Below are 22,861 nucleotides of genomic sequence, written 5' to 3' on the forward strand. Positions count from 1 at the left end.
GGATGTCCGCGAGCCATAGCGACATGACACGCTCGGCCACGCTGAGGCCGCTGTACCGGGCCGCCCAGGTCCAGGAACTCGACCGCCGCACCATTGCGGCGGGCATCGAGGGTTTCGCGCTGATGCAGCGGGCGGCGACGGCAGCCTGGCAGAGCCTCAAGTCCCGCTGGCCGGGAGTGAGACGCCTCACGGTGCTGTGCGGCGGCGGCAACAACGGCGGCGACGGCCACGTGCTTGCGGCCCTTGCCGGGGTGGCGGGGTTAGACGTCCAGCGCATCGTGCTCAAGGCGCCCGAGACCCTGAAGGGCGACGCGGCACGGGCTGCCGAAATGGCCACTGCTGCAGGGGTCGGCATAGTGCCATGGCAGCCGGGCCTGGACTTCACCGGCGAGGTGGTGGTCGATGCCTTGCTGGGGACCGGCCTTGGCGGTGAGGTGCGCGGTGACTTCCTCGATGCCATCGAGGCCATCAACGCCTGCGGCCTGCCGGTGCTGGCCATCGATATCCCGTCAGGCCTGGCGGCGGATACCGGGGCCGTGCTTGGGGTGTCGGTGCGGGCCACTCGCACGGTCACCTTTATCGGCGACAAGATCGGCCTGCATACCGGGCGTGCTCCCGATCTGGCTGGCGAAGTGCATTTTCGGGCGCTGGGCGTTGATGCCGGGGCCCACCGGGATCTAGGGCCGGCAGCCTGGCTGCTTAACGGCGACTTGCTTCCGGCCCTGTTGCCGCCACGGGCGCGAGATGCCCATAAGGGGGCCATGGGTCATGTGCTGGTGGTGGGAGGCGCACCCGGCTTCGGCGGTGCGGCACTGCTGGCCAGCGAGGCCGCCGCCCGGCTGGGCGCCGGGAAGATCAGCTTGGTCACGGCGCCTGAGCATGTCACGGCTTCTCTGACATACCGCCCGGAGGTCATGGTCCATGGACTGCGCGGGGCGGCCGACCTCGGTGAGCTTCCTGCCCGTGCCGATATCGTGGTGGTGGGGCCGGGGCTTGGGCAGGGCGCCTGGGGACAGGGCATGCTCCAGTCATCGCTGATGTCAGGGTTGCCTCTGGTGGTGGATGCCGACGGCCTCAATCTGCTTGCCGGCCGCTGGGCCGAAGAGCGGCGAGACGACTGGATACTGACACCGCATCCCGGCGAGGCCGCTCGCCTGCTGGGCATCAGTGCCGACGAGGTGGAGGCGGACCGACCGGCGGCAGCGGCCGAATTGCAGCGTCGGCGCGGCGGGGTGATCATACTCAAGGGTGCCGGCACTCTGGTAGCAGGGCCGATGGGGGTGGCAGTCTGCCCCTATGGCAACCCTGGCATGGCTTCAGGGGGAATGGGGGACGTTCTCTCGGGCATCCTGGGCGCGTTGCTGGCCCAGGGAGTGCCGCTGGAGAGTGCCGCAAGGCTGGGCGTGGTCGTGCATGCCATGGCTGCCGATCTGGCGGCTAGAGAAGGCGGAGAGCGTGGTCTGCTTGCTGCCGATCTGGCATCCTATGCCCGACGTCTGATCAACCCCGAGGCCAATTTTGGTATCTATCCCCAGGCAGGTAGCGATGATGCGCGTGCGACTCGATAACGAAGACTGCCAGGTCGCCTTCGGCAGGCGCCTGGGGCGTGCTCTGGGCGGCCACGGTCGTGTCTATCTGGAGGGTGAGCTGGGGGCGGGCAAGACCACGCTCACCCGCGGTGTCCTGCGCGCCCATGGGCACGAAGGGGCCGTGAAGAGCCCGACCTACACCCTGGTGGAGCCTTACGAAATCGGTGGCAAGCGTCTCTACCATTTCGATCTCTATCGGCTGGGGGACCCGGAGGAGCTGGAGTTCATCGGTGGCCGCGACTTGTTCGCCGACGACGCCCTGTGCATTGTCGAGTGGCCAAGCCGGGGTGCGGGGTGGTTGCCGGAGCCGGACTTGTGTATCACCCTGAGCCTGAGCGACCCGGGCCGTACCGCCAGCCTGGAAGCCTTCTCCGACCTGGGGCGCTCCGTCCTGATGACGTTGTCGCAGGAGATGGGCGAGGACGATGAAATTATCGAGCAGGAACGCGAAAAACAGTGATGAAGACCCGATCCCTGCCTTCCTTATTTCGCTCGAGAGAGCCAATTGCCACAGTGCTATTACGGCACTGCGCGCTATTTGCCGTGCTGTTTTCGCTGCTGCTGCTCGCCCCGCTGGCGCAGTCGGCACAGGTCGACAATGTGCGACTCTGGGCCGCTCCCGATCATGCCCGCCTGGTCTTCGACCTGTCTGGCCATGCCGAGGCCGATATCTTCCTGCTCGACGACCCTCGGCGGCTGGTGATCGACCTCGATGACAGCGGCCTCAACACCGAGCTTTCCTCATTGAACCTGGACGGCAGTGCCATTACTGCCGTACGCAGCGGGGTGCGGGACGGCAACGGCCTTCGGGTGGTGCTGGAGCTCTCCCGGGCGGTCGAGCCGCGTCATTTCACGCTGCCGCCCAATGACCAGTATGGCCATCGCCTGGTGGTGGACATGGAATACCCGGGCGAAAGCGCCGTGGAAAATCCGATCGATCCCATCGAGGCGATGATCCGGGAGCAGGAAATCGCCGCCAACCGGCACAGAAGCGGCTCCGCCGAGGCAGATGCGCCGCGCATCGATCCCGAAGTGGTGGCGCAACAGCCGGCGGCACCGCACCCACGCCGGGATATCATCATCGCCATTGACCCCGGGCACGGAGGGGAAGACCCGGGAGCGATCGGTCCCGGCGGTACGCGGGAGAAGGACGTGGTAATGGAGATCAGCCGTCGTCTGCAGCGACTGGTGGATGGTGCAGAGGGCTTCCGTGCCGTGATGATCCGTGATGGAGACTATTATATTGGTCTGCGCCAGCGCACCCGTATCGCGCGCGAGCAGAAGGCCGACTTCTTCGTCTCCATTCATGCCGATGCGTTCAACAGCCCCCGGCCGAGCGGCAGCTCGGTGTATGCCCTCTCCCAGCGGGGTGCCACTTCTGAAACCGCCCAGTGGCTGGCGGCAAGCGAGAACCAGGCCGACCTGATCGGTGGCGTGGATGGCAACCTGTCGTTGAACGACAAGGACGAGGTGCTGCGGGGCGTGCTGCTCGATCTCACCATGACCGCGACCCTCAACGACTCGTTGGCCATCGGTGGCCAGGTGCTGGATCAGTTGGGGCGGGTCAACCGGTTGCATCGTTCGCGGGTGGAGCAGGCGGGCTTCATGGTGCTGAAGTCTCCGGATATCCCTTCCCTGCTGATCGAGACGGGGTTCATTTCCAACCCCGACGAGGAGCGACGCCTGCGCGATGCGGGGCACCAGCAGAAGCTGGCCGAGTCGATCTTCGCGGGCCTGGCCGAACACTTTCGACGTAACCCGCCGCCTGCCAGCCTGCTTGCCTGGCAGCGGGACAACCAGCGCACTCCCTCTGGTAACGAGTATCGCATTCAGCCGGGGGATACCCTGTCCCAGATTGCGGCACGCCATGGCGTACCGGTAGGGCAGCTGAAACAGGCCAACGAGCTCAACGGAGACGTGATTCGTGTTGGACAGGTGTTGAGGATCCCGCGCTCATGACAACCACCGACGAAATGGCTGACGAAACGCTCGAGGTGCGTCGCATACGAGTGCTCGACCCGCGGCTGGCCAACCAGATCGCCGCTGGCGAGGTGGTCGAGCGTCCCGCATCGGTGGTCAAGGAGCTGGTCGAGAATGCCATTGACGCCGGCAGTCGGCGGATCGAGGTGGAACTCGAGGCGGGCGGCACCCGGCTGATTCGGGTGCGCGACGATGGCTGCGGTATCGGCGAGGAGGACCTGCCGCTGGCCCTGTCGCGTCATGCTACCAGCAAGATCGCCTCACTGGATGATCTCGAGGGCGTGGCCAGCCTGGGCTTTCGTGGCGAGGCGCTGGCCTCGATCAGCTCGGTGTCGCGCCTTGAGCTGGTGGCCAACGTCGCCGACGACCCCCGCAGCGGCTGGCGTGTGGTCGCCGAGGGCCGCCAGATGGAGCCGCGGGTCACGCCGGCACCGCACCCCCGCGGGACCTCCCTGACGGTTCGCGACCTGTTCTTCAATACGCCAGCGCGACGTAAGTTCCTGCGTACCGAGAAGACCGAGTACGGCCATGTGGAGGAGGCATTTCGTCGCCTGGCGCTGTCGCGTTTCGATATTGCCTGGGTTCTTCGGCACAATCAGAAGACCGTGCATCAGCTGCCTGCCAGCCCGGATGCGGCGGCTCGCGAGCGGCGTATCAGTGCATTGCTCGGCAAGGGCTTTCTCGAAAATGCCCTGCATCTGGATCTCGAAGCCGGCAGCCTCAGGCTATGGGGATGGGTCGGCTTGCCTACCCACTCCCGGGCCCAGGCCGATCAGCAGTATTTCTTCGTCAACGGCCGTGTGGTGCGCGACCGCCTGGTTGCCCACGCCATACGCCAGGCCTATCGGGATGTGCTGTTTCATGGCCGCCATCCGGTGTTCGTGCTCTACCTCGAGGTTGACCCCACGGTGGTGGACGTCAATGTCCATCCCACCAAGCATGAGGTGCGTTTCCGCGACGGCCGCATGGTGCATGATTTTCTCTTCTCGAGCCTGCATCGGGCCCTGGCCGAGGCGCGCCCCGGCGAGCAGGGTGATCGAGCCGCCGACGCGGCCGAGGGCATGTCGGCGAGCGACGAGGCGAGCCCGGCCGGGCACGAGGTCCGCGAAAGCGGCGGGCGCTGGCAACAGCAGCCCATGGCGCTGCACGCTCAGACCGGCGGCGACGGCGATAGGGTGACGCCGGATCGCGTGCGGGCCTTCATGAATGGCTATCGGGCGCTGCATCCGGAACATGAGGAGAGCCTGCTCACCCCCCAGCCGGCGGCGCCAGACGCCGGTGGTGGCGCGGCCCTTGCCGAGCGCCAGCCCGCGGTTGCGGGCACCGAGACCCTGCCGGCGCGGCCATCGCTACCCGAGGAGGATGCTACCCGCGCGCCGCCGCTGGGCTACGCCATTGCCCAGCTGCATGGTGTCTATATCCTCTCCGAGACCGAGCGCGGCCTGATGATCGTGGACATGCATGCCGCCCATGAGCGCATCGTCTACGAGCGCATGAAGCATCAGGTGCATGGTGAGGCCGGGGATGATGGTGGACTGCAGGCCCAGCCGCTGCTGGTGCCGGTGTCGCTGGCGGCCAGCGCCGCGGAAGTCTCCACCGCGGAGGCCGAGCGCGACGCCTTCTCCCGCCTGGGCGTGGAGCTCGATGTGGCCGGCCCCGAGACCTTGCTGGTACGCCAGGTACCGGCGCTGCTGATGGATGCCGATGTCGAGCCGTTGATTCGCGACATGCTGAGCGACCTGGAGCGCTACGGCCGGTCCGATCGCCTGGAGGCACACGTCAACGAGCTGCTGGCCACCATGGCCTGCCATGGCAGCGTGCGAGCCAACCGGCGGCTGACGATCGCGGAAATGAACGCTCTGCTGCGTGACATGGAGCGTACCGAGCGCAGCGGCCAGTGCAATCACGGCCGTCCCACCTGGACCGAGATGAGCATGAAGGACCTCGACCGGCTCTTTATGAGAGGACAGTAGCTCCTTGTCACTGCCAGATACCCGCCCCCCCGCCATCCTTCTGATGGGTCCCACCGCCGCCGGCAAGACCGACCTGGCCATGGCGCTGCATGAGCGCCTCGAGTGTGACCTGGTCAGCATGGATTCGGCCATGGTCTACCGCGGCATGGATATCGGCAGCGCCAAGCCCTCGCCCCAGGAGCTAGCCCGGGCGCCACACCGATTGATCGACATTCGCGATCCGGCCGAGCCCTATTCGGCGGCGGATTTTCGCGATGACGCACTTCGCGAGATGCGACAAATTACCGCAGCGGGCCGGGTGCCGCTGCTGGTGGGCGGCACCATGATGTACGCCAAGCGCCTGCTCGAGGGCGTGGCCAACCTCCCGCCGGCTGATCCGGCGATACGCGCCGAGCTATTGCGTGAGGTCGAGCGGGATGGGCTCGCCGCCCTGCATGAAGCGCTGTCGCGTATCGATCCGGAATCTGCCAGCCGCATACACCCCAATGATCCGCAGCGTCTCATGCGTGCCCTGGAGGTTTACCGGGCCACGAATAAGACCCTCACTGATCTTTGGCGGGAGCAACGTCCTGAAACCTTCCCCTGGAAGGTGTTGTCGATAGGAGTCACGCCATTCGAACGTCATATCCTGCACGAGCGTATTGCCCAACGCTTCGATGGCATGCTGGAGGACGGCTTGGTCGAGGAAGTGGCAACGCTGCGTGCCCGTGACGACCTGCACGCCGACCTGCCCTCCATGAAGAGTGTGGGCTATCGTCAGGTATGGGACTATCTCGATGGTAAGCTCGATGGCGAGGGTGATATCGAGCTGCTGCGCCAGCGCACCGTTATTGCGACGCGGCAACTGGCAAAGCGCCAATTGACCTGGCTGCGAGGTTGGCCGGGTCTACACTGGGTCGATACCCAAGGTAACGACGCGTTGAGTGAAATCCTGAAATTCGTGCGCGAATTCGGCTCTTAGCGTAAGATGTTGGCTTCGAGTGGCCGGGTGACCAGGCCAAGCCGGCATGGTGTCATGCCGCTATAGGCAGACAACCCAAGAACACAACTTCCACCCCTCATGAGAACGTTTTAGGGAGAGGTAGCATGTCCAAAGGGCAATCCCTTCAAGACCCGTACCTGAATATCCTGCGCAAGGAGCGCATTCCGGTGTCGATTTTCCTGGTCAACGGCATCAAGCTGCAGGGACAGATCGAGTCATTCGATCAGTTCGTCATACTGCTGCGCAATACCGTCAGCCAGATGGTCTACAAACATGCCATTTCCACGGTGGTGCCATCGCGTAATGTACGCCTGCCGCCGCAGGACCCTGCGGCTCAGCCGGAAAGCAACGTGTGAGGTTATTGATTGTTTTTTGAACGTCCCGATGCCGGCGAAACGGCAGTACTGGTTCATGTGGACTTTCAGGATGAGCGTGAGCGCGAGGATCCAGGTGAATTCCTGGAGCTCGTGCGCTCGGCGGGTGCTGAGCCTGCCACCCTGTTGAGTGGTAGCCGGCAACGGCCCGATTCGCGTACCTTCATCGGCAGCGGTAAGGTCGAGGAGCTGCGCGAGACGCTGAGCGTTCACGGCGCGGAACTGGTGATCTTCAACCATGCCCTGAGCCCTTCCCAGGAACGCAATCTCGAGCAGGTGCTCAAGTGTCGCGTTCTCGATCGCACGGGGCTCATCCTCGATATCTTCGCCCAGCGGGCACGTACGCATGAGGGCAAGCTGCAGGTCGAGCTGGCGCAACTGGAGTACATGTCGACCCGACTGGTGCGCGGCTGGACTCACCTGGAGCGACAGAAGGGCGGCATTGGCCTGCGTGGGCCCGGCGAGACCCAGTTGGAGACTGACCGGCGTCTGCTGAGGGCGCGCATCAAGGCAATACACAAGCGCCTCGACAAGGTGCGTACTCAGCGTGCCCAGAATCGACGTGCCCGGGCTCGGGCCGAGATACCCAGCGTTTCGCTGGTCGGTTACACCAACGCCGGCAAGTCGACGCTATTCAATGCGTTGACCGAATCGAAGGTCTATACGGCAGACCAGCTGTTCGCTACCCTCGATCCGACGTTGAGGCGCCTGGAAATCGGCGATGTGGGCCCCGTGGTGCTAGCCGATACCGTCGGCTTTATCCGCCACCTGCCACACAAGTTGGTAGAGGCGTTTCAAGCCACGCTCCAGGAGGCATCCGAGGCAACCTTGCTGGTACACGTCATTGATGCCGCAGACCCTGATCGCGAACGCAATATCAGCGAGGTCGAGGGTGTCCTGAATGAAATCGGTGCCCTGGATGTGCCGATGCTCAAGGTAATGAACAAGATCGATCTGCTAGACAGCGCTCCGCGAATCGAGCGTGACGGCCAGGGCCGCCCGGAGGTGGTCTGGGTTTCAGCGCAGGAGGGCCGGGGGCTCGACTTGCTGGAGGAGGCGCTTTCGGAGTGCCTCGCCGATGACGTGATTGACTTTTCACTGACACTTTCTCCGGAACAGGGGCGGCTGCGGGCGGGCCTGCATGAGCTTGGCGCAGTCAGAGAAGAGCATTTCGAGGAACCGGATGGCAGAGTGGGACTCAAAGTGCGACTTCCCCGGCGCGACTTCCTGCAGCTGATGTCTCGGCTGGATGAGCGGGCCGAGGATTACCTTCCTCCTGAACTGTGTGAACGCCCGGTATGGGAGGCCAGATAGCCTCGGGCTCTCTGGCCAGATGACCGGCTTCCCCATAAACAGAATAGCCAGGCGCCGTTGGCGCCGACGACAGGATGGCAACCGACTCCCCCACTACCCAGAAGACGGTGGCGGGGAGGCAACGCAGAGTGGAGACGACGTATGGCTTGGAATGAGCCTGGTGGTGGTGGCAACCAGCATGACCCCTGGAGCGGAGGGGGCCGGCGCGGCGGTGGTAATGGCGGCGGGGGCGGAAACCGTGGCGGTAACCAGGGGCCACCCGACCTTGATGAAGCCCTGAAGAAGTTTCAGGACAAGCTCAATGGCATGCTGGGTGGTCGCGGTGGCAAAGGTGGCGGTGGCAAGGGCGGCAAGGGGGGCAGCGGCAAGCCGCGCAATACTCTGGCGTTGCCCGGCCTGCTGCTCGTCATTGCCCTGGCGATTTGGGGGGCCTCGGGCTTCTATCTGGTCGACCAGGCAGAGCGCGGTGTCGTACTGCGCTTCGGCAAGTTCCAGGACGTGGTCACGCCCGGCCTGCACTGGAATCCGCCCCTGATCGATGATGTGCGCATGGTCAACGTGACCCGGGTTCGCTCGCTGACGCAATCACAGGCGATGCTGACCCGCGACGAGAATATCGTCGAGGTCGAGATATCGGCCCAGTATCAGGTCAACAATCCGCGTGACTTCGTGCTCAACGTGCGCAACCCGCAGTTGTCGATCGAGAATGCGCTGGACTCCGCACTGCGTCACGTGGTCGGTGGCACCGATATGATCGAGATCCTCACTTCCGGACGTGAAATTCTCGGCAGCTCCGTCGCCAGCCGCCTGCAGTCGTATCTGGACAGCTATGGCACCGGTATACGCCTGCAGACCATCAACATCGAGTCCACCTCGGCGCCGGCTCCCGTCATTGATGCTTTCGATGACGTCATCAGGGCTCGTGAGGATCGTCAGCGGACCATCAACGAGGGCATGGCTTACGCCAATGCCATCATACCTGCCGCTCAGGGTCAGGCGCAGCGCCTGGTCGAACAGGGTCAGGGTTATCGTGAGTCGGTGGTTGCCGAGGCTCAGGGTCAGGCGAACCGCTTCAATGCACTGCTGGTCCAGTACCGCAATGCACCGGAAATCATGCGTGAGCGTCTCTACCTGGATGCCATCGCCGAGGTCTTCGGCGAGACACCGAAGGTGCTGATCGACGTCAGCGACGAGACACCGCTGATGTATCTGCCCCTCGACCAGCGTCCCGGCGGAACCCGCAGCGGAGATGGCGAAGGTGACAGTGCCCGTGGCGAGAGCGGCGAGCTGGACCCGCGCGTCCTGGAGCGGCTCCGCACCACCTCCTCCGCGCAGGGCGGCGGCAGCAACAGTGGTATCCGCAGGGAGGGCCGCTAAATGATCAATAATCGTTCACTGATTATCGTGGGTACTCTGGCGGCCGCTGCCTGGCTGGCCAGTAACAGTCTCTATGTGGTCGACGAGACCGAACGTGCCGTCAAGCTGCGCTTCGGTGAGGTCATAGAGGAGAACATCCAGCCGGGACTGCACTTCAAGGTCCCGATCACCCAGACCGTACGCAAGTTCGATACCCGGGTGCTGACGCTGGATACCGATACCAGCCGCTACCTGACCCTCGAACAGAAGGCGGTGATCGTCGACTCCTTCGTCAAGTGGCAGGTGGTCAATCCGACCCGCTACTACGAGGCGACTGCCGGTGATGAGCTGATGGCGATCCGCCTGATCCAGCCGCGGGTCGACGAGAGCCTGCGTAACGAGTTTGGCCGGTTGGACCTTCAGCAGATCATCGCCGAGCGTCGCGACGACTTGATGATCCGGCCCACCGAGGATCTCGACTCCCTGATGCGTGAAGAACTGGGGGTCTCGATACTCGACATTCGAGTCAAGCGGATCGACCTTCCGGAAGACGTGTCGGCGGCTGTCTATGACCGTATGCGCTCCGAACGTGAGCGGGAGGCTCGCGAATGGCGAGCCCAGGGCCAGGAAGAGGCCGAGCGTATTCGCGCCAACGCCGATCGCCGTCGCCAGGTACTTCTGGCACAGGCCACCGAGCGTGCCGAAACGCTTCGAGGTGAAGGTGATGCCGAAGCGGCAGGCATCTTCTCCGAAGCCTACGGCCAGGACCAGGAGTTCTTCTCCTTCTGGCGCAGCTTGAACGCCTATCGTGATAGCTTCGATGGCGAAAAGGATATGCTGGTGCTGGATCCCTCCAGCGACTTCTTCCGCTATCTCAAGTCGCCGTTCCCAGATCAGGACTGAGTTGGAGGGGCGGGGCAGGCTTTCCGCCCCCTCCATGAGCTTTCATCCTGGCGCCCGGCGGGGTTCAACCCGCCGGCAAACGTGATAGAATCCTCGAACCGGGCGTGGCCCGGTTTTTTTGTGGGCATTCTTTGGCAACGCAAATACTTTTCGCCCCGCTTCCAACTGTCTTGCAGGATTGACAACATGACCATTGCTGACCGCTGGCTGCTGCCCGACGGCATGGACGAAGTGCTGCCGCCTCAGGCGAGCCGCATGGAAGAGCTGCGCCGGGCGCTGCTCGATCTCTATCACTGCTGGGGTTACGATCAGGTAATGCCACCGCCGGTGGAGTTCCTCGACTCCCTGCTTACCGGTACCGGCACCGACCTCGATCTGCAGACTTTCAAGCTGACCGACCAGTTGACGGGCCGCATGATGGGGGTCAGTGCCGACGTGACGCCCCAGGTGGCTCGAATGGATGCCCATTCGATGCGGCACCAGGGGCCGGCCAGGCTCTGTTACTGCACCAACGTGCTGCGCGCCAAGGCCGACCAGCATCAGGGTGGGCGCAGCCCGGTGCAGGTAGGCGTGGAGCTGTTTGGTCATGCCGGCCTGGAAGCCGACCTGGAAATCCTGCTGCTGGCGTTGACCAGTCTCAGGCTGGCGGGCGCCGAGGAGCTGCACCTGGCCTTGGGACATATCGGGATTTATCGCAGCCTGGTCGAGGCGGCCGAGCTCGATCGCGATCAGGAGCGGGCGCTGTTCGAAGCACTCGAACTGAAGTCTCCCGGCGCACTGTCGGAGCAGGTTGGTGCCAGCGTGTCGGATCCGGCATTGGCGGCAATGCTCATGGCACTTGGCGAGCTGCACGGTGGTCCGGAGGTGCTGGACGAGGCGCTTGATCACTTTACCGGTGCTCCGGTAGCGGTAACCGAGGCGCTGGCTCAGTTGAGAGCGCTGTACCAGGGTGTGCGGGATGCCCACCCTCAGGTCGACCTCTATTTCGATCTTGCCGAGCTACGGGGCTACCGTTATCACACGGGCATGATGTTTGCCGCCTTCGTGCCCGGCTATGGTCAGGCGCTGGCCAAGGGCGGACGCTATGACGATACCGGCAGGGCCTTTGGCCGTGCGCGGCCGGCGACCGGTTTTTCCATGGACCTCAAGCTGCTGGCCAGTCTGGTACAGAGCGAGCCGGCTTGCGATGGCATCTGGGCACCGGCGCAAGGCGAGGGTATAGCGGAAGCGATCGCAACACTGCGTGAGCAAGGCAAGCGCGTGGTTCAGGCCTTGCCGGGCCAGGCTACCGCTCCTGAGGCACATCGTTGCAGCCACCAGTTGGTAGATAGCGATGGTCGCTGGCAGATAGTGGCGCTTTAGACTTGACCACACCGGCAATGCGGGCCGGTCACCGAACGCGGCCCGCGGGCCGGATCATGGACGCGCCCCAGTGGGGGCGCCGACACGAGAGACGAGATCACAATGGGCAAGAACGTAGTCGTACTGGGCACGCAGTGGGGAGACGAGGGCAAGGGCAAGGTCGTCGACCTGCTGACCGAATCCGCTTCTGCAGTGGTGCGTTTCCAGGGGGGGCACAATGCTGGCCATACCCTGGTCATCGACGGTGAGAAGACCGTTCTCCACCTGATCCCTTCCGGTATCCTGCGCAAGGACAAGACCTGTGTCATCGGCAACGGCGTGGTGCTGTCGCCGGAAGCCTTGATCAAGGAGATCCGCGAGCTCGAGGCGAAGGGGGTTCCGGTACGCGAGCGGTTGCGTCTTTCGCCCGCCTGCCCGCTGATCCTGCCTTACCATGTCCGTCTCGACCTGGCACGGGAGAAGGCGCGTGGCGTCGCCAAGATCGGCACCACCGGGCGCGGTATCGGCCCCGCCTACGAGGACAAGGTCGCGCGCCGCGGCCTGCGCCTGGGGGATATGCTCCATCGCGAGCGCTTTGCCTCCAAGCTGGGCGAGGTCCTGGACTATCACAACTTCGTGCTGGTGAACTATCACGGCGAGCAGGCGGTGGATTTCCAGCAGGTGCTCGACGAAGCCATGGTCATGGTGGAGGAACTGCGCCCCATGGTCTGCGACACCGTGGGCCTGGTGCATGAGCTTCGCCGAGCCGGGGAAAACATCCTTTTCGAGGGTGCGCAGGGCTCACTGCTCGATATCGATCACGGGACCTATCCCTTCGTTACCAGCTCGAATACCACTGCCGGCGGCACCGCTACCGGCTCCGGCGTGGGGCCGCTCTACCTCGATTACGTGCTGGGCATCACCAAGGCTTACACCACCCGTGTCGGCTCCGGGCCCTTTCCCACGGAGCTCTTCGACGAGCATGGCCGCCATCTGGCCGAGCGCGGTCACGAGTTCGGCGCCACCACCGGGCGCCCGCGCCGCTGTGGCTGGTTCGATGCCGTCGCCCTGCGGCACGCCGTGCAGATCAACTCTGTCTCCGGCATCTGCCTGACCAAGCTGGATGTGCTGGACGGCCTGGAAAATATCCGGGTTTGCGTCGGCTATCGCGGCAAGGACGGCGAGGTACTCGATACGCCGGTGGATTCCGAAGGCTACGAAGCTCTCGAGCCAGTCTACGAGGACCTGCCGGGCTGGAGCGAATCGACCCTCGGGATCAAGCGAGTGGAAGAACTGCCGGCCAACGCTCGCTCCTATATCAGCTTCCTGGAAGAGAAGGTGGGTACTTCCATCGATATCATTTCCACCGGGCCGGACCGCAACGAGACCATCGTGCTGCGTAACCCGTTCGACGGCGAGTAGCCAGTTGTAAGGCTTGATCGACATCGAAATTAGTCGTTATCGGAAGAGAATACAGAAATAGAAGCAACAAGCCGGCGTAAGCCGGCTTGTTCTTTTTGGGGGGCGCATTTCAAGGCAGGCTGACGATGCCCGCCTGATGTCGCCGTGCTTCCATGCGTGTCAGGAAGACGCGCATGATGCGCTCATAAAGTGCCTTGCCCAGCACGGCATCCTCTATGCCGGCATCCACATTGGGGTTGTCATTGACTTCGATGACCACGACTCGCTCGCCGGCCTGCTTGATATCCACACCATAGAAGCCGTTGCCGATCAGGCGAGTGGCCTTGAGGGCAGCCTGAAGTACCGCGGGCGGCGCGTCATCGGGATCGTGGGTGGTGAAGCCGCCGCTTTTCATCCGTTCACCGGAATGGTCATAGATCTGCCAATGGCCACGCGACATGTAGTAGCAACTGGCGAAGAGAACCTGGCCGTCGAGCACGCCGATGCGCCAGTCATATTCAGTAGGCAGCCACTCCTGGAGCAGCAGCAGAGCGGAACTGTCGAACAGCTTGGTGGCCTCCCGTTCCAGTTGGTCTGAGTCCGAAACCTTCACCACGCCGCGGGAAAAGGCGCCATCAGGTATTTTCAAGACCAGTGGGAAGGTCATGCCCTGCAGCGATTCGGCCAGGCGGCCCCGGTCCCCGCGCTTCAAGAGCCGGCCTTCCGGTGCCGGCACCCCCCGGGCGCGTAGCAGGGCATGCAGATAGACCTTGTTGGTACAGCGCAGGATGTCCTGAGGGGTATCGATCACCACCAGGCCTTCATGCTCAGCCAGCCGGGCCATGCGATAAGTGTGGTGATCAAGCGCCGTGGTTTCGCGAATGAACAGGCCGTCGAATTCGGCAAGCCGGCTCATATCGCGGCGGGTGATGAGCGACACATTGATTCCCAGGCGGCGGCCCGCGCGGATGAACGCCCGAAGCGCGCCGCGATTGCTTGGTGGAAGGGCTTCCTGAGGATCGATAAGGATTGCCAGGTCGTAGCGATAGCGCCGACGCGCCTTGGGCGTGCGCCATACCTTGAGCGAATGGCGATTGAGCGATGAGGCGAACAGGTCCTGTTCATCGACGGTCAGGTCGCGCAGCCGCAATGGCTTGAGCCGTGACAGGCGCCATAGATCGTGACGACGTACCAGGCGGGCTTCCAGCAGCGGGCAGGGCAAGCGCTCGAACAGGCGCCGTGCCAGCCTGGCAAGCCCGGGCTCGCGACACTCGCCGAAAAGCAGGCGCAGTGTCACCTGGTCTCCAAGAAGCTGCCCCTCGCTGGCCAGCTCGCCGAGCAGCGGTGCCAGGGAGTCCAGCTGCAAGTCGGTCAGTGACTTGCGTGCCAGTGCGTTGAGCGTCTCCACGGTGGGCAGGACACGTTGCCCACGGGCCTGGGCGAGTAGCGAGACGTAGTAGCCGCGCCCCAGATAGTCCAACTCACTGCAAAGGTTGATGACATGAGTGGCCCGGTCCTGGTCGTCGCGGCTGGTACGATGCCGTCGGTCCAGTGACAGGAAATCGTCGGCACTGACCAGATCCTCGGTAGGGTAATAGGGCCGCCAGTCATCCAGGCGGTCAACGACGATACGTAGCGGGCACATGAGGTTCCTGGTTAGGTAGGGCGGCGGGAAGAGGCATTCAGCATGCCCTTGACCGGGGTTATGGACAAGATGCTGGCAGCCTGAAAAAATTTCATCCAGCGTTGCTGCTGACAAGTGTGCGATGCATAGCGACAATCCGTTGCTGCCAAACCGGAATTCATGACATGACCGTTACGTTGCGCGAGGCGCAGGCCAAGGATCTGGACGCCCTCGTTCGTCTCGAGCAGGTCGCCTTCGAGGGTGATCAATTCAGCCGTCGGCAACTGTGGCACCTGCTCAATCGGGCCAATGCCCATATTCTGCTGGTCGAGAACGCCGAGAACCGCCTGCTGGGCCATGGCATCCTGCTGTTTCGCCGAAGCAGTCAGCGTGTGCGTCTCTACTCCTTCTGCGTACATCCCGAGGCGCGTGGGATGGGAATCGGTCGCCAATTGCTCGAGGCCCTGGAGCAGGAGGCGCGGCGGTGCGGCGGTGAGCGCCTGGTTCTGGAGGTGCGTGCCGACAACCGGGTTGCGCTGGCGTTATATCGGCGCATGGGCTTCAGCCTGCAGCGTTGGCTGGAAGACTACTATGAGGATGGATGCGCCGGCTGGCAGATGGAAAAGCCGCTGACGGCGGTGTGATAGGTGAATATAACCTGCAACTGCTAGAATGCGTTTCCACCCTCCTTATAATCGGCCAGTGGGACTTGACCATGCCATCCTTCGACATCGTTTCCGAATTCGACAAGCACGAAGCCAGCAACGCCGTTGACCAGGCCAATCGCGAGATCCAGGGTCGTTTCGACTTCAAGGGTGTGACGGCGAGCCTCGAACTCAATGGTGACACCGTTCAGCTCGAGGCCGAGGTCGATTTCCAGCTGACGCAGATGCTCGACGTGCTGCGCAACCGGCTCATTGCCCGGGGTATCGATGCCCGCTGCATGGATCCCCAGGACCCCGAGCTTTCCGGCGTCCGGGCCCGCCAGCAGATCGTCCTGAAGCAGGGGCTCGAGCAGAAGGAAGCCAAGGATATCGTCAAGCGCATCAAGGATAGCAAGCTCAAGGTCCAGGCCCAGATCCAGGGCGACAAGGTCCGTGTGACCGGCAAGAAGCGCGACGACCTGCAGCAGGTCATGGCCCTGTTGCGGGGCGAGGGCGGCCCCGACCTGGCGCTGCAGTTCGACAACTTTCGGGACTGAGCGAGTGCCTTGGTGTCGTGCTGCCTTGCCGCATCACGACATTCGATGCTGGATCCTCCACCCTACTGCAGTGTGATCTGATACAGGTCAAGTCGGGGTGAAAGCGAACTTGAAATCCCGCCATTCGCCACCAATTCTGCTAATGCCAAGGGGCAACCCGACGGCATTGGGTATTCCGATTTGTGTCACTTATGAAGTGAGCAAACAGGAGGTGGCGTATGAATCTGCAGAAGCTCTCTCCCTGGAACTGGTTCAAGAGCGAGAACGCCGATACCCCGGCTCCGCCAACCACGGTTGAGCCCCGGCGGGGTGAGCTCACGCCGTTCCTGGGCATGCATCAGGAGTTGGATCGCTGGATGGACAGCGTGATGCGTCAGTTCGGCATGCCGTCCCTGGAAAGTCGCCTTGGGGACATGCCGGGTCTGCTGCAGCCACGGCTCGATATCGCCGAGCGTGGCAGCGAATACGTGATCAGCGTCGAGGTGCCGGGGGTAGAGGAGAAGGACATCACGCTCTCTCTTGACGACCATCGCCTGGTCATTGAAGGAGAGAAGCGCCACGAGAGCCGTACGGAGGAGCACCAGCTCCATCGTGTCGAGCGCTCCTATGGCAGCTTCCGGCGCGTACTGGACCTGCCGTCGGATGCCCGGGATGAGGAGATCCAGGCCTCATTCGATAAAGGGGTGCTGACGGTGCGGGTGCCGCGCAGCGAACAAGCCAAGCCGGCCCGCCGTGAAATACCAATTCAGTGAAAACGGCTGATAACCTGGTTGTCAATGCCGGTCGCTGATGACAGTATCGGGCTCGCCCAGTGGCGGGCTCTTTTTTTCGCCATAGGCAGAGGCGATTGGCCACGGCGGCAGTGATGGGCTTCAATGGTCATCAACAGGATCGCCTCATTTCCGGAGGAAGCGCATGCACTCGCTTCGCCGTGCCGCATACATTGCCCTGGCCTGGGTCAGCTTCTGCCTCGGTGTCATCGGTGTCTTCGTGCCGCTGATGCCGACAACCTGCTTCATGCTGCTGGCGGTCTGGGCGGCCTCTCGCGGATCGCCGCGTTTTGCGCTGTGGATTCGTGAGCATCCCCGCTTCGGTCCGGCCGTGGTGGCCTGGGAGGGCGAGAGAGCCATTCCCCGCCACGCCAAATGGTTGGCTGGGGCCATGCTGAGCTTCTCGATCCTGGTATTGCTGTTCACCCTCAGCGTGGTCTGGCTGAAAGTGACGCTTGTTACCGGGCTCGTGCTGCTGGGCCTGTGGATTGCCAGCCGTCCCGAGCCTCGGGGGCTTGGCGCTCCCCCCGCGCAGCTTGTTCGCCGCTGAATCGACGGCTGCCTTTGAGGTTCGGGAGCCGGCCCCCGTACAATGGTCGTCGATTCCCGTCAGGAGCCTTTCCGCGATGTCTGAACCCAAGCCGACCTATCTCAGCGACTATCGGCCGCCTGCCTACCGTGCCACTCACACCGAACTGACCTTCGATCTCAAGCCCGATGCCACCCGGGTCAAGGCTCGCCTGCACCTGGAGCGCCATCCGGAACGAGAAGCCGGCGCCGCCCTCGAGCTCGATGGCGAGCAGCTCGTGCTCAAGTCCATCGCCATCGATGGTCAGCCACTGGAACAGGATGAGTATGCGCTCACGGCAACCGGTCTGATCGTACACCGGGTGCCGGAGCGTTTCCTGCTGGATACCGAGGTGGAAATCGCCCCGCAGGAAAATACCGCGCTCGAGGGACTCTACCTCTCCAACGGCATGTACTGTACCCAGTGTGAGGCAGAGGGCTTCCGTCGCATCACCTATTACCCGGACCGACCCGATGTCATGGCGACCTTTTCCACCACGGTGATAGGCGACGCAACCCGTGAGCCGGTATTGCTTTCGAACGGCAATCCGGTGGAGCGCGGTGAGCTGCCGAGTGGGCGCCATTTCGTGACCTGGGAGGATCCACACCCCAAGCCCTGCTATCTGTTCGCCCTGGTTGCCGGGGATCTCCAGAAAGTAGAAGACAGCTTTACCACCATGAGCGGGCGCGAGGTGGCGCTGCAGATATGGGTCGAGGAGGAGAACCTCGACAAGACCGACCATGCCATGGCGTCACTGAAGCGGGCCATGACGTGGGATGAAGAGACCTACGGGCGTGAGTACGACCTGGACCTGTTCATGATCGTGGCGGTCAACGACTTCAATATGGGCGCCATGGAGAACAAGGGACTCAACATCTTCAACTCGGCAGCGGTGCTCACCCATCCCCATACCGCCACCGATGCCGCCTTCCAGCGGGTCGAGGGGATCGTTGCCCACGAATACTTCCACAATTGGTCAGGGAACCGGGTGACCTGTCGTGACTGGTTCCAGCTCTCGCTGAAGGAGGGATTCACCGTCTTCCGTGATCAATGCTTCTCTGCCGATGTCAATTCGGCGCCGGTCAAGCGCATCGAGGACGTCTCCTTCTTCCGCACAGCCCAGTTTGCCGAGGATGCCGGGCCTACGGCGCATCCGATACGCCCTGATCATTACATAGAGATCACCAATTTCTACACCCTGACTATTTATGAAAAGGGGGCAGAGGTGGTCCGCATGCTGCGCAATCTGGTGGGCTGGGAAGCTTTTCGCCGCGGCAGTGATCTCTACTTTGGACGCTTCGACGGGCAGGCGGTAACCATCGAGGATTTCGTAGGCTGCATGGCAGAGGCATCGGGGCTTGACCTGTCCCAGTTCATGCGCTGGTACTCTCAGGCCGGGACGCCGGAGATCGATGCCCACGGTGAGTACGACTATGCCAATGCCGAATACCACCTGACCCTGCGCCAGCGTACCCCGGCCACCCCCGGCCAACCTGAGAAAAAGCCGCTGCACATTCCGCTGCGTATGGGCCTGGTAGGTACCAAGAGCGGTCGTGACCTGCCCTTGACGTTGAACGGTGATTCGCTGGGTAGTGATGCGGTGATTCATCTATGTGAAGACGAACAGACGTTCATCTTCACTGACGTTTCCGAGGCGCCGGTGCCCTCCTTGCTGCGCGGCTTCTCTGCGCCGGTTCAGCTGCGCTTCCACTACAGTCGCGAAGACCTGGCATTCCTCATGGCCAGTGACTCCGACGGTTTCAATCGCTGGGATGCCGGCCAGCGACTGGCCATGCTGGCGCTGGATGACTTGATTGCTGCACACCGCAATGGTGTCGAGAAGGTGATGGATCCTCGTGTTGTCGAGGCCTTCCGGGCCCTGCTGGAGCGTGGCGGCGACGACAAGGCGGTGCTGGCCGAGATGTTGACCCTTCCCTCCGAAGCTTATATCGCCGAACAGCAGCCGCTGGTGGATGTGGATGCCATCCATGCGGCGCGCACCTTCGTCAAGCAATCCCTGGCTGTCACCCTTCGCGATGAGTTCATGGCGCTTTTCGAGGCGAATCGCTCGGATGCTCCCTATGCTCCCGAACCGGAGCAGATTGGCCAGCGCAGCCTCAAGAACGTTGCCCTTAACTACTTGATGGCGATAGAGGATGAGCAGGGCATCGAAGCGGCCCAGGCGCAGTTCCATGCCGACCACAACATGACCGACGTGCGGCACGCCTTGACCCTGCTCACTCACAGCAGCCGCACGGACCTGGCCGACCCGGCTTTGCGAGCCTTCGGTGAGAAATGGGCGCACGACCCGCTGGTAATGGACCAGTGGTTCAGCATTCAGGTCACCCGCCCTCAGTCGGATGCGCTGGACCGTGTCAGGTACCTGATGGACCATCCGGCCTTCTCATTGAAGAATCCCAACAGGGTGCGTGCCCTGGTCGGAACTTTCGCCAACCAGAACCGCGTCAACTTTCATCGTATCGATGGAGAGGGCTACCGACTGCTCGCCGATGTGGTGATCGAGCTGAATCGACTCAACCCGGAGATCGCCGCACGGCTGATCACTCCGCTGACCCGCTGGCAGCGCTTCGACGAGACCCGCCAGGACTTGATGAAGGGTGAGCTCGAGCGTATTCGCGCCGAGGAGCTCTCGCCGAACGTCTATGAGGTGGTGGAAAAAGCGCTGGCTTGAAGGCCGGCAATCGGTCGCTAGACCTGGCACGAACCACAGCGCCGCCCATGGGGCGGCGCTGCTGTTTCGGGTGGTGCTGTTGCTTCGGGCGGAGAAGGCTCAGTTGATCAGCCAGCTCAACACCGTGACGCCGAGCAGCCCCCAGATCAGGGTCGCCACCAGGCGCCGGCGCAGCAGGGCGCGCAGGCCCAGATAGAGCAGCCACAGGCCGAGAACCAGGATCAACAGGCTCACCAGGGTAGTCGGGACGCCTAGCGAAGCGGAGAGGCCGTGGAAAAATCCACGGGCGGCATCGCCCAGGTTCTGGAAGAAGTGGATCAGCAGATCCACCACGAAACGGATGATCTCGCCGAGTGTCTTGCCCAGCCAGGTAAAGAAATCTTGCATGTGTCGTTCCGGTAGCCTTACTCGATCATGTCGAGAACGGTCCCTACGATATCATCCATGGTGACCAGGCCCACCAACTTGTTGTCATCGAGCACCAGAATCCGCTTCACCACGCTGTCGGTCATCAGGCTGGCGACATGACGCACATCCAGTGACTCGCCGACGCCGATGGCCGGCTTGGCGCAGACGTCATAGACGTTGATCAAGTCGATATCACCGTTCTCGGCGACGATGGTCTTGAGGATATTGGTATAGGTAATCAGGCCCCAGGCGTCGTGGGGGTCCTGCTGCTCGACGACCAGGCTTTTGAGGTTGTGGCGCTTCATCAACCCCAGGGCGTCGCGAAGGGTGGCGAAGGGCGATACCGTCACCACGTCGCGCATCATGATGTCCTTGACCAGCATCTTTTCACTCCGTCTGTTATTGAATCAGTGGTCGTGTCTGAGCCGCTCTTCGAAGCGCTTGACCTGCGACATGTCGATGCCACCGAGGTGCTCCACGGGCAGCGTCATTACCAGACCCTTGGAGTCATCGCCGGAAGCGTTGAGTACCTGGCGTATGGCCTTAAGTACCTTGAGCGACAGACCTTTCTCCAGCGTCATCAGCATGATGCTTTGACTGCCCTCGAAGGTCAGGCCGAAGAAGGTCTTCTTGCGCTCCCCACCGATTCCTCGGCCTGACATCAGGGTCATGCCAACGGCACCCGCGTCGGTGGCGGCATCGATGCACTCCTGCTCGAGATCCTCCGGAGCGATGGCAACCAATAGCGAAAACTTCATGTCTTCTTGCCTCCAGACTTGGCCACCCAATCCATGAGGATGGCATAGCTCATAACGGTCACGATAGGGAAGATCGAGGCGAAAGCGATCAGCCCGAAGCCGTCGATCAGTACGTTACGTCCATCGATCTGGCTGGCCAGGCCAATGCCGAGCGCCGTTACCAGGGGCACGGTCACCTCGGAGGTCGTTACGCCTCCCAGGTCGAAGGCCAAAGCCACGATATACCGGGGCGCCAGGGCGGTCAGCAGGATAACCAGCGTATAACCACCGATAATGTAGTGGTGAATGGAGTCGCCGGTGATGATGCGATGTACACCGATGGTAATGCCAATGGCCACGCCGAGTGCCACCAGCAGGCGGATCACGTTGCCCTGGATCTTTCCCGCCGCTGCCTCTTCGGCCTGCTGGCCAATGGCGATCAGTGCCGGTTCGGCCATGGTGGTGGCGAAACCGATGCAGAAGGCGAAGAGATAGACCCAGAGCCAGGTATCGAGGGTGACCAATTGGTAGGCCATGCTCTGGCCGATGGGGAAGAGGCCGAGCTTGAGACCCACCACGAAGGCGTAGAGACCGATGATGACCAGGGCGAAGCCAATGCTGACCCTGAGCGGATCGGCAAGTGAACGCTTGAGGACGGCGTATTGGAAGAACAGGATCACCAGAATGATCGGCAGCACGTCGCGCAACATGCTGAAAAGATCGAGCACCATGACCAACAGCCCGGAAGGGGGCTCTGTGTCGCTGCTGGGCGCGACCAGCTCCGCGCTATTGGCGATGCTGCCCGGATCGGCGTAGACCAGGATGCCGTAGAGCTGGACGCTGATCATCGGCACCATCACGGCCAGCGCCACCAGGCCGAAGCCATCGATCAGTGAGCTGCGGCCACGAATGGAGGCCGCGAGGCCAATGCCCAGGGCGGCTATAAGGGGCACAGTGACGATATTGGTGGTCACCCCGCCGGAGTCGTAGGCCAGGCCGACGATTTCTTCGGGCGCGAAGAACGTCACCAAGACGACCAGCATATACCCCACGATCATATACCAGTGCAGGGGGTGGCCCAGAATGATTCGGAACACACCGAGCGCCATCACCAGCCCCACGGAGCCGGCAACGATCAGGCGTAGCGTCAGGGCGTTGATCCGCCCATCGCTGATCTGTGCGGCCTGATCGGCGACAGCGATCAGCGCCGGCTCGGCCACCACCGCAGAGAATCCGATGGCAAAGCCGAACAGCATCAGGATCGGCATCGAGCCGCGGCGGGCGAACTGGTTGGCCAGGCGCTTGCCCACCGGAAAGATGCTCAGTTCTAGCCCCTGCAGGAACAGCGCGACGCCAACGGCAACGATCAACAGGCCGATCGTCATGCTTAACCCGTTGTCGGGCCATTGCCTCAGCAGCAGTGCCTGAAAAAGGACCACCACAATGATAATCGGCAACAGGTTACGCATGGCATGGGCCAGCGCTTTGAGAAAATCCCTGAGTTGCTCTGCCAAGACCGGCTCCCCTGAGCATGTTCCGTTGATACGACAATCGGTCTTGTCGCTGTTAAGCGGGGCGTGGACAGGCTAGCCTGTCATTTCAGATAGTAACATTAGCCTGATTCGATGGATGACTGGCGATGTGCCAC

21 protein-coding genes are annotated in these 22,861 nt (G+C 62.7%); 16 read left to right on the forward strand and 5 right to left on the reverse strand.

Features of this window, described 5'->3' with window-relative positions; translation table 11 throughout:
• Positions 1-2: 2 nt before the first annotated feature.
• The 11 genes from KZO25_RS00560 to KZO25_RS00610 all read left to right on the forward strand — a co-directional run bounded on the left by KZO25_RS00560 (position 3) and on the right by KZO25_RS00610 (position 13,234).
• Positions 3-1,568: an NAD(P)H-hydrate dehydratase gene (locus KZO25_RS00560; RefSeq protein ID WP_262488767.1), complete on the forward strand. Its 1,566-nt coding sequence runs from the start codon at positions 3-5 to the stop codon at positions 1,566-1,568.
• Positions 1,549-2,049, forward strand: coding sequence for a tRNA (adenosine(37)-N6)-threonylcarbamoyltransferase complex ATPase subunit type 1 TsaE (gene tsaE / locus KZO25_RS00565; RefSeq protein WP_223135552.1), 501 nt, complete (start codon positions 1,549-1,551; stop codon positions 2,047-2,049). Before KZO25_RS00560 ends, tsaE begins: the two co-directional genes overlap by 20 nt.
• The gene (locus KZO25_RS00570; protein WP_083517423.1) at positions 2,049-3,548 is read left to right on the forward strand and encodes an N-acetylmuramoyl-L-alanine amidase; all 1,500 of its coding nucleotides are present in this window, start codon (positions 2,049-2,051) and stop codon (positions 3,546-3,548) included. Before tsaE ends, KZO25_RS00570 begins: the two co-directional genes overlap by 1 nt.
• Positions 3,545-5,542, forward strand: coding sequence for a DNA mismatch repair endonuclease MutL (gene mutL, locus KZO25_RS00575; protein WP_262488768.1), 1,998 nt, complete (start codon positions 3,545-3,547; stop codon positions 5,540-5,542). The genes KZO25_RS00570 and mutL overlap by 4 nt, the downstream gene beginning before the upstream one ends.
• A gap of 10 nt (positions 5,543-5,552) precedes the next feature.
• Complete coding sequence (gene miaA / locus KZO25_RS00580; protein WP_066452215.1) at positions 5,553-6,503, forward strand: tRNA (adenosine(37)-N6)-dimethylallyltransferase MiaA; 951 nt, start codon at positions 5,553-5,555, stop codon at positions 6,501-6,503.
• Between the two features lie 125 nt (positions 6,504-6,628).
• Positions 6,629-6,880, forward strand: a complete 252-nt coding sequence (gene hfq / locus KZO25_RS00585; protein ID WP_066445437.1) for an RNA chaperone Hfq — start codon at positions 6,629-6,631, stop codon at positions 6,878-6,880.
• Between the two features lie 9 nt (positions 6,881-6,889).
• Positions 6,890-8,212, forward strand: coding sequence for a ribosome rescue GTPase HflX (gene hflX / locus KZO25_RS00590; RefSeq protein WP_066445440.1), 1,323 nt, complete (start codon positions 6,890-6,892; stop codon positions 8,210-8,212).
• Between the two features lie 141 nt (positions 8,213-8,353).
• A complete protein-coding gene (hflK, locus tag KZO25_RS00595; RefSeq protein WP_066445444.1) occupies positions 8,354-9,589 on the forward strand; it encodes an FtsH protease activity modulator HflK in 1,236 nt (411 codons plus the stop codon).
• Positions 9,590-10,471, forward strand: a complete 882-nt coding sequence (gene hflC, locus KZO25_RS00600) for a protease modulator HflC (RefSeq protein ID WP_066445448.1) — start codon at positions 9,590-9,592, stop codon at positions 10,469-10,471. It abuts the gene before it with no gap.
• 186 nt (positions 10,472-10,657) lie between these two features.
• On the forward strand, positions 10,658-11,833 hold the full coding sequence (locus KZO25_RS00605; RefSeq protein WP_223135493.1) for an ATP phosphoribosyltransferase regulatory subunit: 1,176 nt from the start codon (positions 10,658-10,660) through the stop codon (positions 11,831-11,833).
• Positions 11,834-11,935: 102 nt separating this feature from the next.
• Positions 11,936-13,234 carry an adenylosuccinate synthase gene (locus tag KZO25_RS00610; RefSeq protein WP_223135494.1) on the forward strand — a complete coding sequence of 433 codons (1,299 nt, stop codon included), beginning with the start codon at positions 11,936-11,938 and terminating at the stop codon, positions 13,232-13,234.
• 109 nt (positions 13,235-13,343) lie between these two features.
• Here KZO25_RS00610 and KZO25_RS00615 read toward each other — a convergent pair whose 3' ends face one another.
• The gene (locus KZO25_RS00615; RefSeq protein WP_223135495.1) at positions 13,344-14,858 is read right to left on the reverse strand and encodes a RimK family protein; all 1,515 of its coding nucleotides are present in this window, start codon (positions 14,856-14,858) and stop codon (positions 13,344-13,346) included.
• A 164-nt stretch (positions 14,859-15,022) separates the two neighbouring features.
• Here KZO25_RS00615 and KZO25_RS00620 point away from each other — a divergent pair, with 164 nt between their 5' ends.
• The 5 genes from KZO25_RS00620 (at position 15,023) to pepN (ending at position 20,068) form a co-directional block, all read left to right on the forward strand.
• Positions 15,023-15,481 carry a GNAT family N-acetyltransferase gene (locus KZO25_RS00620; protein WP_223135496.1) on the forward strand — a complete coding sequence of 153 codons (459 nt, stop codon included), beginning with the start codon at positions 15,023-15,025 and terminating at the stop codon, positions 15,479-15,481.
• 71 nt (positions 15,482-15,552) lie between these two features.
• Positions 15,553-16,038, forward strand: coding sequence for a YajQ family cyclic di-GMP-binding protein (locus KZO25_RS00625; RefSeq protein WP_043512550.1), 486 nt, complete (start codon positions 15,553-15,555; stop codon positions 16,036-16,038).
• Between the two features lie 218 nt (positions 16,039-16,256).
• Positions 16,257-16,790, forward strand: a complete 534-nt coding sequence (locus KZO25_RS00630) for an Hsp20/alpha crystallin family protein (protein WP_223135497.1) — start codon at positions 16,257-16,259, stop codon at positions 16,788-16,790.
• A gap of 163 nt (positions 16,791-16,953) precedes the next feature.
• Entirely contained in the window at positions 16,954-17,358 is a 405-nt protein-coding gene (locus KZO25_RS00635; RefSeq protein WP_066445460.1) for a YbaN family protein, read from the forward strand.
• A gap of 76 nt (positions 17,359-17,434) precedes the next feature.
• Complete coding sequence (gene pepN / locus KZO25_RS00640) at positions 17,435-20,068, forward strand: aminopeptidase N (RefSeq protein WP_223135498.1); 2,634 nt, start codon at positions 17,435-17,437, stop codon at positions 20,066-20,068.
• Positions 20,069-20,167: 99 nt separating this feature from the next.
• Here the strand turns inward: pepN and KZO25_RS00645 are convergent, their stop codons facing one another.
• The 4 genes from KZO25_RS00645 to KZO25_RS20120 are packed head-to-tail and all read right to left on the reverse strand — an operon-like array spanning position 20,168 to position 22,727.
• Positions 20,168-20,455, reverse strand: coding sequence for a hypothetical protein (locus tag KZO25_RS00645; protein ID WP_223135499.1), 288 nt, complete (start codon positions 20,453-20,455; stop codon positions 20,168-20,170).
• Positions 20,456-20,472: 17 nt separating this feature from the next.
• Entirely contained in the window at positions 20,473-20,859 is a 387-nt protein-coding gene (locus KZO25_RS00650; RefSeq protein WP_066445467.1) for a CBS domain-containing protein, read from the reverse strand.
• A gap of 24 nt (positions 20,860-20,883) precedes the next feature.
• On the reverse strand, positions 20,884-21,234 hold the full coding sequence (locus tag KZO25_RS00655; RefSeq protein ID WP_066445468.1) for a P-II family nitrogen regulator: 351 nt from the start codon (positions 21,232-21,234) through the stop codon (positions 20,884-20,886).
• Positions 21,231-22,727 (reverse strand): DUF1538 domain-containing protein, encoded by a 1,497-nt coding sequence (locus KZO25_RS20120; RefSeq protein ID WP_316935317.1) that lies wholly within the window; start codon positions 22,725-22,727, stop codon positions 21,231-21,233. Before KZO25_RS20120 ends, KZO25_RS00655 begins: the two co-directional genes overlap by 4 nt.
• Positions 22,728-22,861 lie beyond the last annotated feature (134 nt).

The sequence above is a fragment of the Halomonas sp. ANAO-440 genome, assembly GCF_019915905.1.
Taxonomy (GTDB): Bacteria; Pseudomonadota; Gammaproteobacteria; order Pseudomonadales; family Halomonadaceae; genus Halomonas; species Halomonas chromatireducens.

Bases quoted from the DNA above. Each gene is read 5' to 3' on its own strand.
- KZO25_RS00560 (WP_262488767.1), top strand. From the start codon at position 3: ATGTCCGCGAGCCATAGCGACATGACACGCTCGGCCACGCTGAGGCCG.
- tsaE (WP_223135552.1), top strand. From the start codon at position 1,549: ATGCGCGTGCGACTCGATAACGAAGACTGCCAGGTCGCCTTCGGCAGG.
- KZO25_RS00570 (WP_083517423.1), top strand. From the start codon at position 2,049: ATGAAGACCCGATCCCTGCCTTCCTTATTTCGCTCGAGAGAGCCAATT.
- mutL (WP_262488768.1), top strand. From the start codon at position 3,545: ATGACAACCACCGACGAAATGGCTGACGAAACGCTCGAGGTGCGTCGC.
- hfq (WP_066445437.1), top strand. From the start codon at position 6,629: ATGTCCAAAGGGCAATCCCTTCAAGACCCGTACCTGAATATCCTGCGC.
- hflK (WP_066445444.1), top strand. From the start codon at position 8,354: ATGGCTTGGAATGAGCCTGGTGGTGGTGGCAACCAGCATGACCCCTGG.
- hflC (WP_066445448.1), top strand. From the start codon at position 9,590: ATGATCAATAATCGTTCACTGATTATCGTGGGTACTCTGGCGGCCGCT.
- KZO25_RS00605 (WP_223135493.1), top strand. From the start codon at position 10,658: ATGACCATTGCTGACCGCTGGCTGCTGCCCGACGGCATGGACGAAGTG.
- KZO25_RS00610 (WP_223135494.1), top strand. From the start codon at position 11,936: ATGGGCAAGAACGTAGTCGTACTGGGCACGCAGTGGGGAGACGAGGGC.
- KZO25_RS00615 (WP_223135495.1), bottom strand. From the start codon at position 14,858: ATGTGCCCGCTACGTATCGTCGTTGACCGCCTGGATGACTGGCGGCCC.
- KZO25_RS00620 (WP_223135496.1), top strand. From the start codon at position 15,023: ATGACCGTTACGTTGCGCGAGGCGCAGGCCAAGGATCTGGACGCCCTC.
- KZO25_RS00625 (WP_043512550.1), top strand. From the start codon at position 15,553: ATGCCATCCTTCGACATCGTTTCCGAATTCGACAAGCACGAAGCCAGC.
- KZO25_RS00630 (WP_223135497.1), top strand. From the start codon at position 16,257: ATGAATCTGCAGAAGCTCTCTCCCTGGAACTGGTTCAAGAGCGAGAAC.
- KZO25_RS00635 (WP_066445460.1), top strand. From the start codon at position 16,954: ATGCACTCGCTTCGCCGTGCCGCATACATTGCCCTGGCCTGGGTCAGC.
- pepN (WP_223135498.1), top strand. From the start codon at position 17,435: ATGTCTGAACCCAAGCCGACCTATCTCAGCGACTATCGGCCGCCTGCC.
- KZO25_RS00645 (WP_223135499.1), bottom strand. From the start codon at position 20,455: ATGCAAGATTTCTTTACCTGGCTGGGCAAGACACTCGGCGAGATCATC.
- KZO25_RS00650 (WP_066445467.1), bottom strand. From the start codon at position 20,859: ATGCTGGTCAAGGACATCATGATGCGCGACGTGGTGACGGTATCGCCC.
- KZO25_RS00655 (WP_066445468.1), bottom strand. From the start codon at position 21,234: ATGAAGTTTTCGCTATTGGTTGCCATCGCTCCGGAGGATCTCGAGCAG.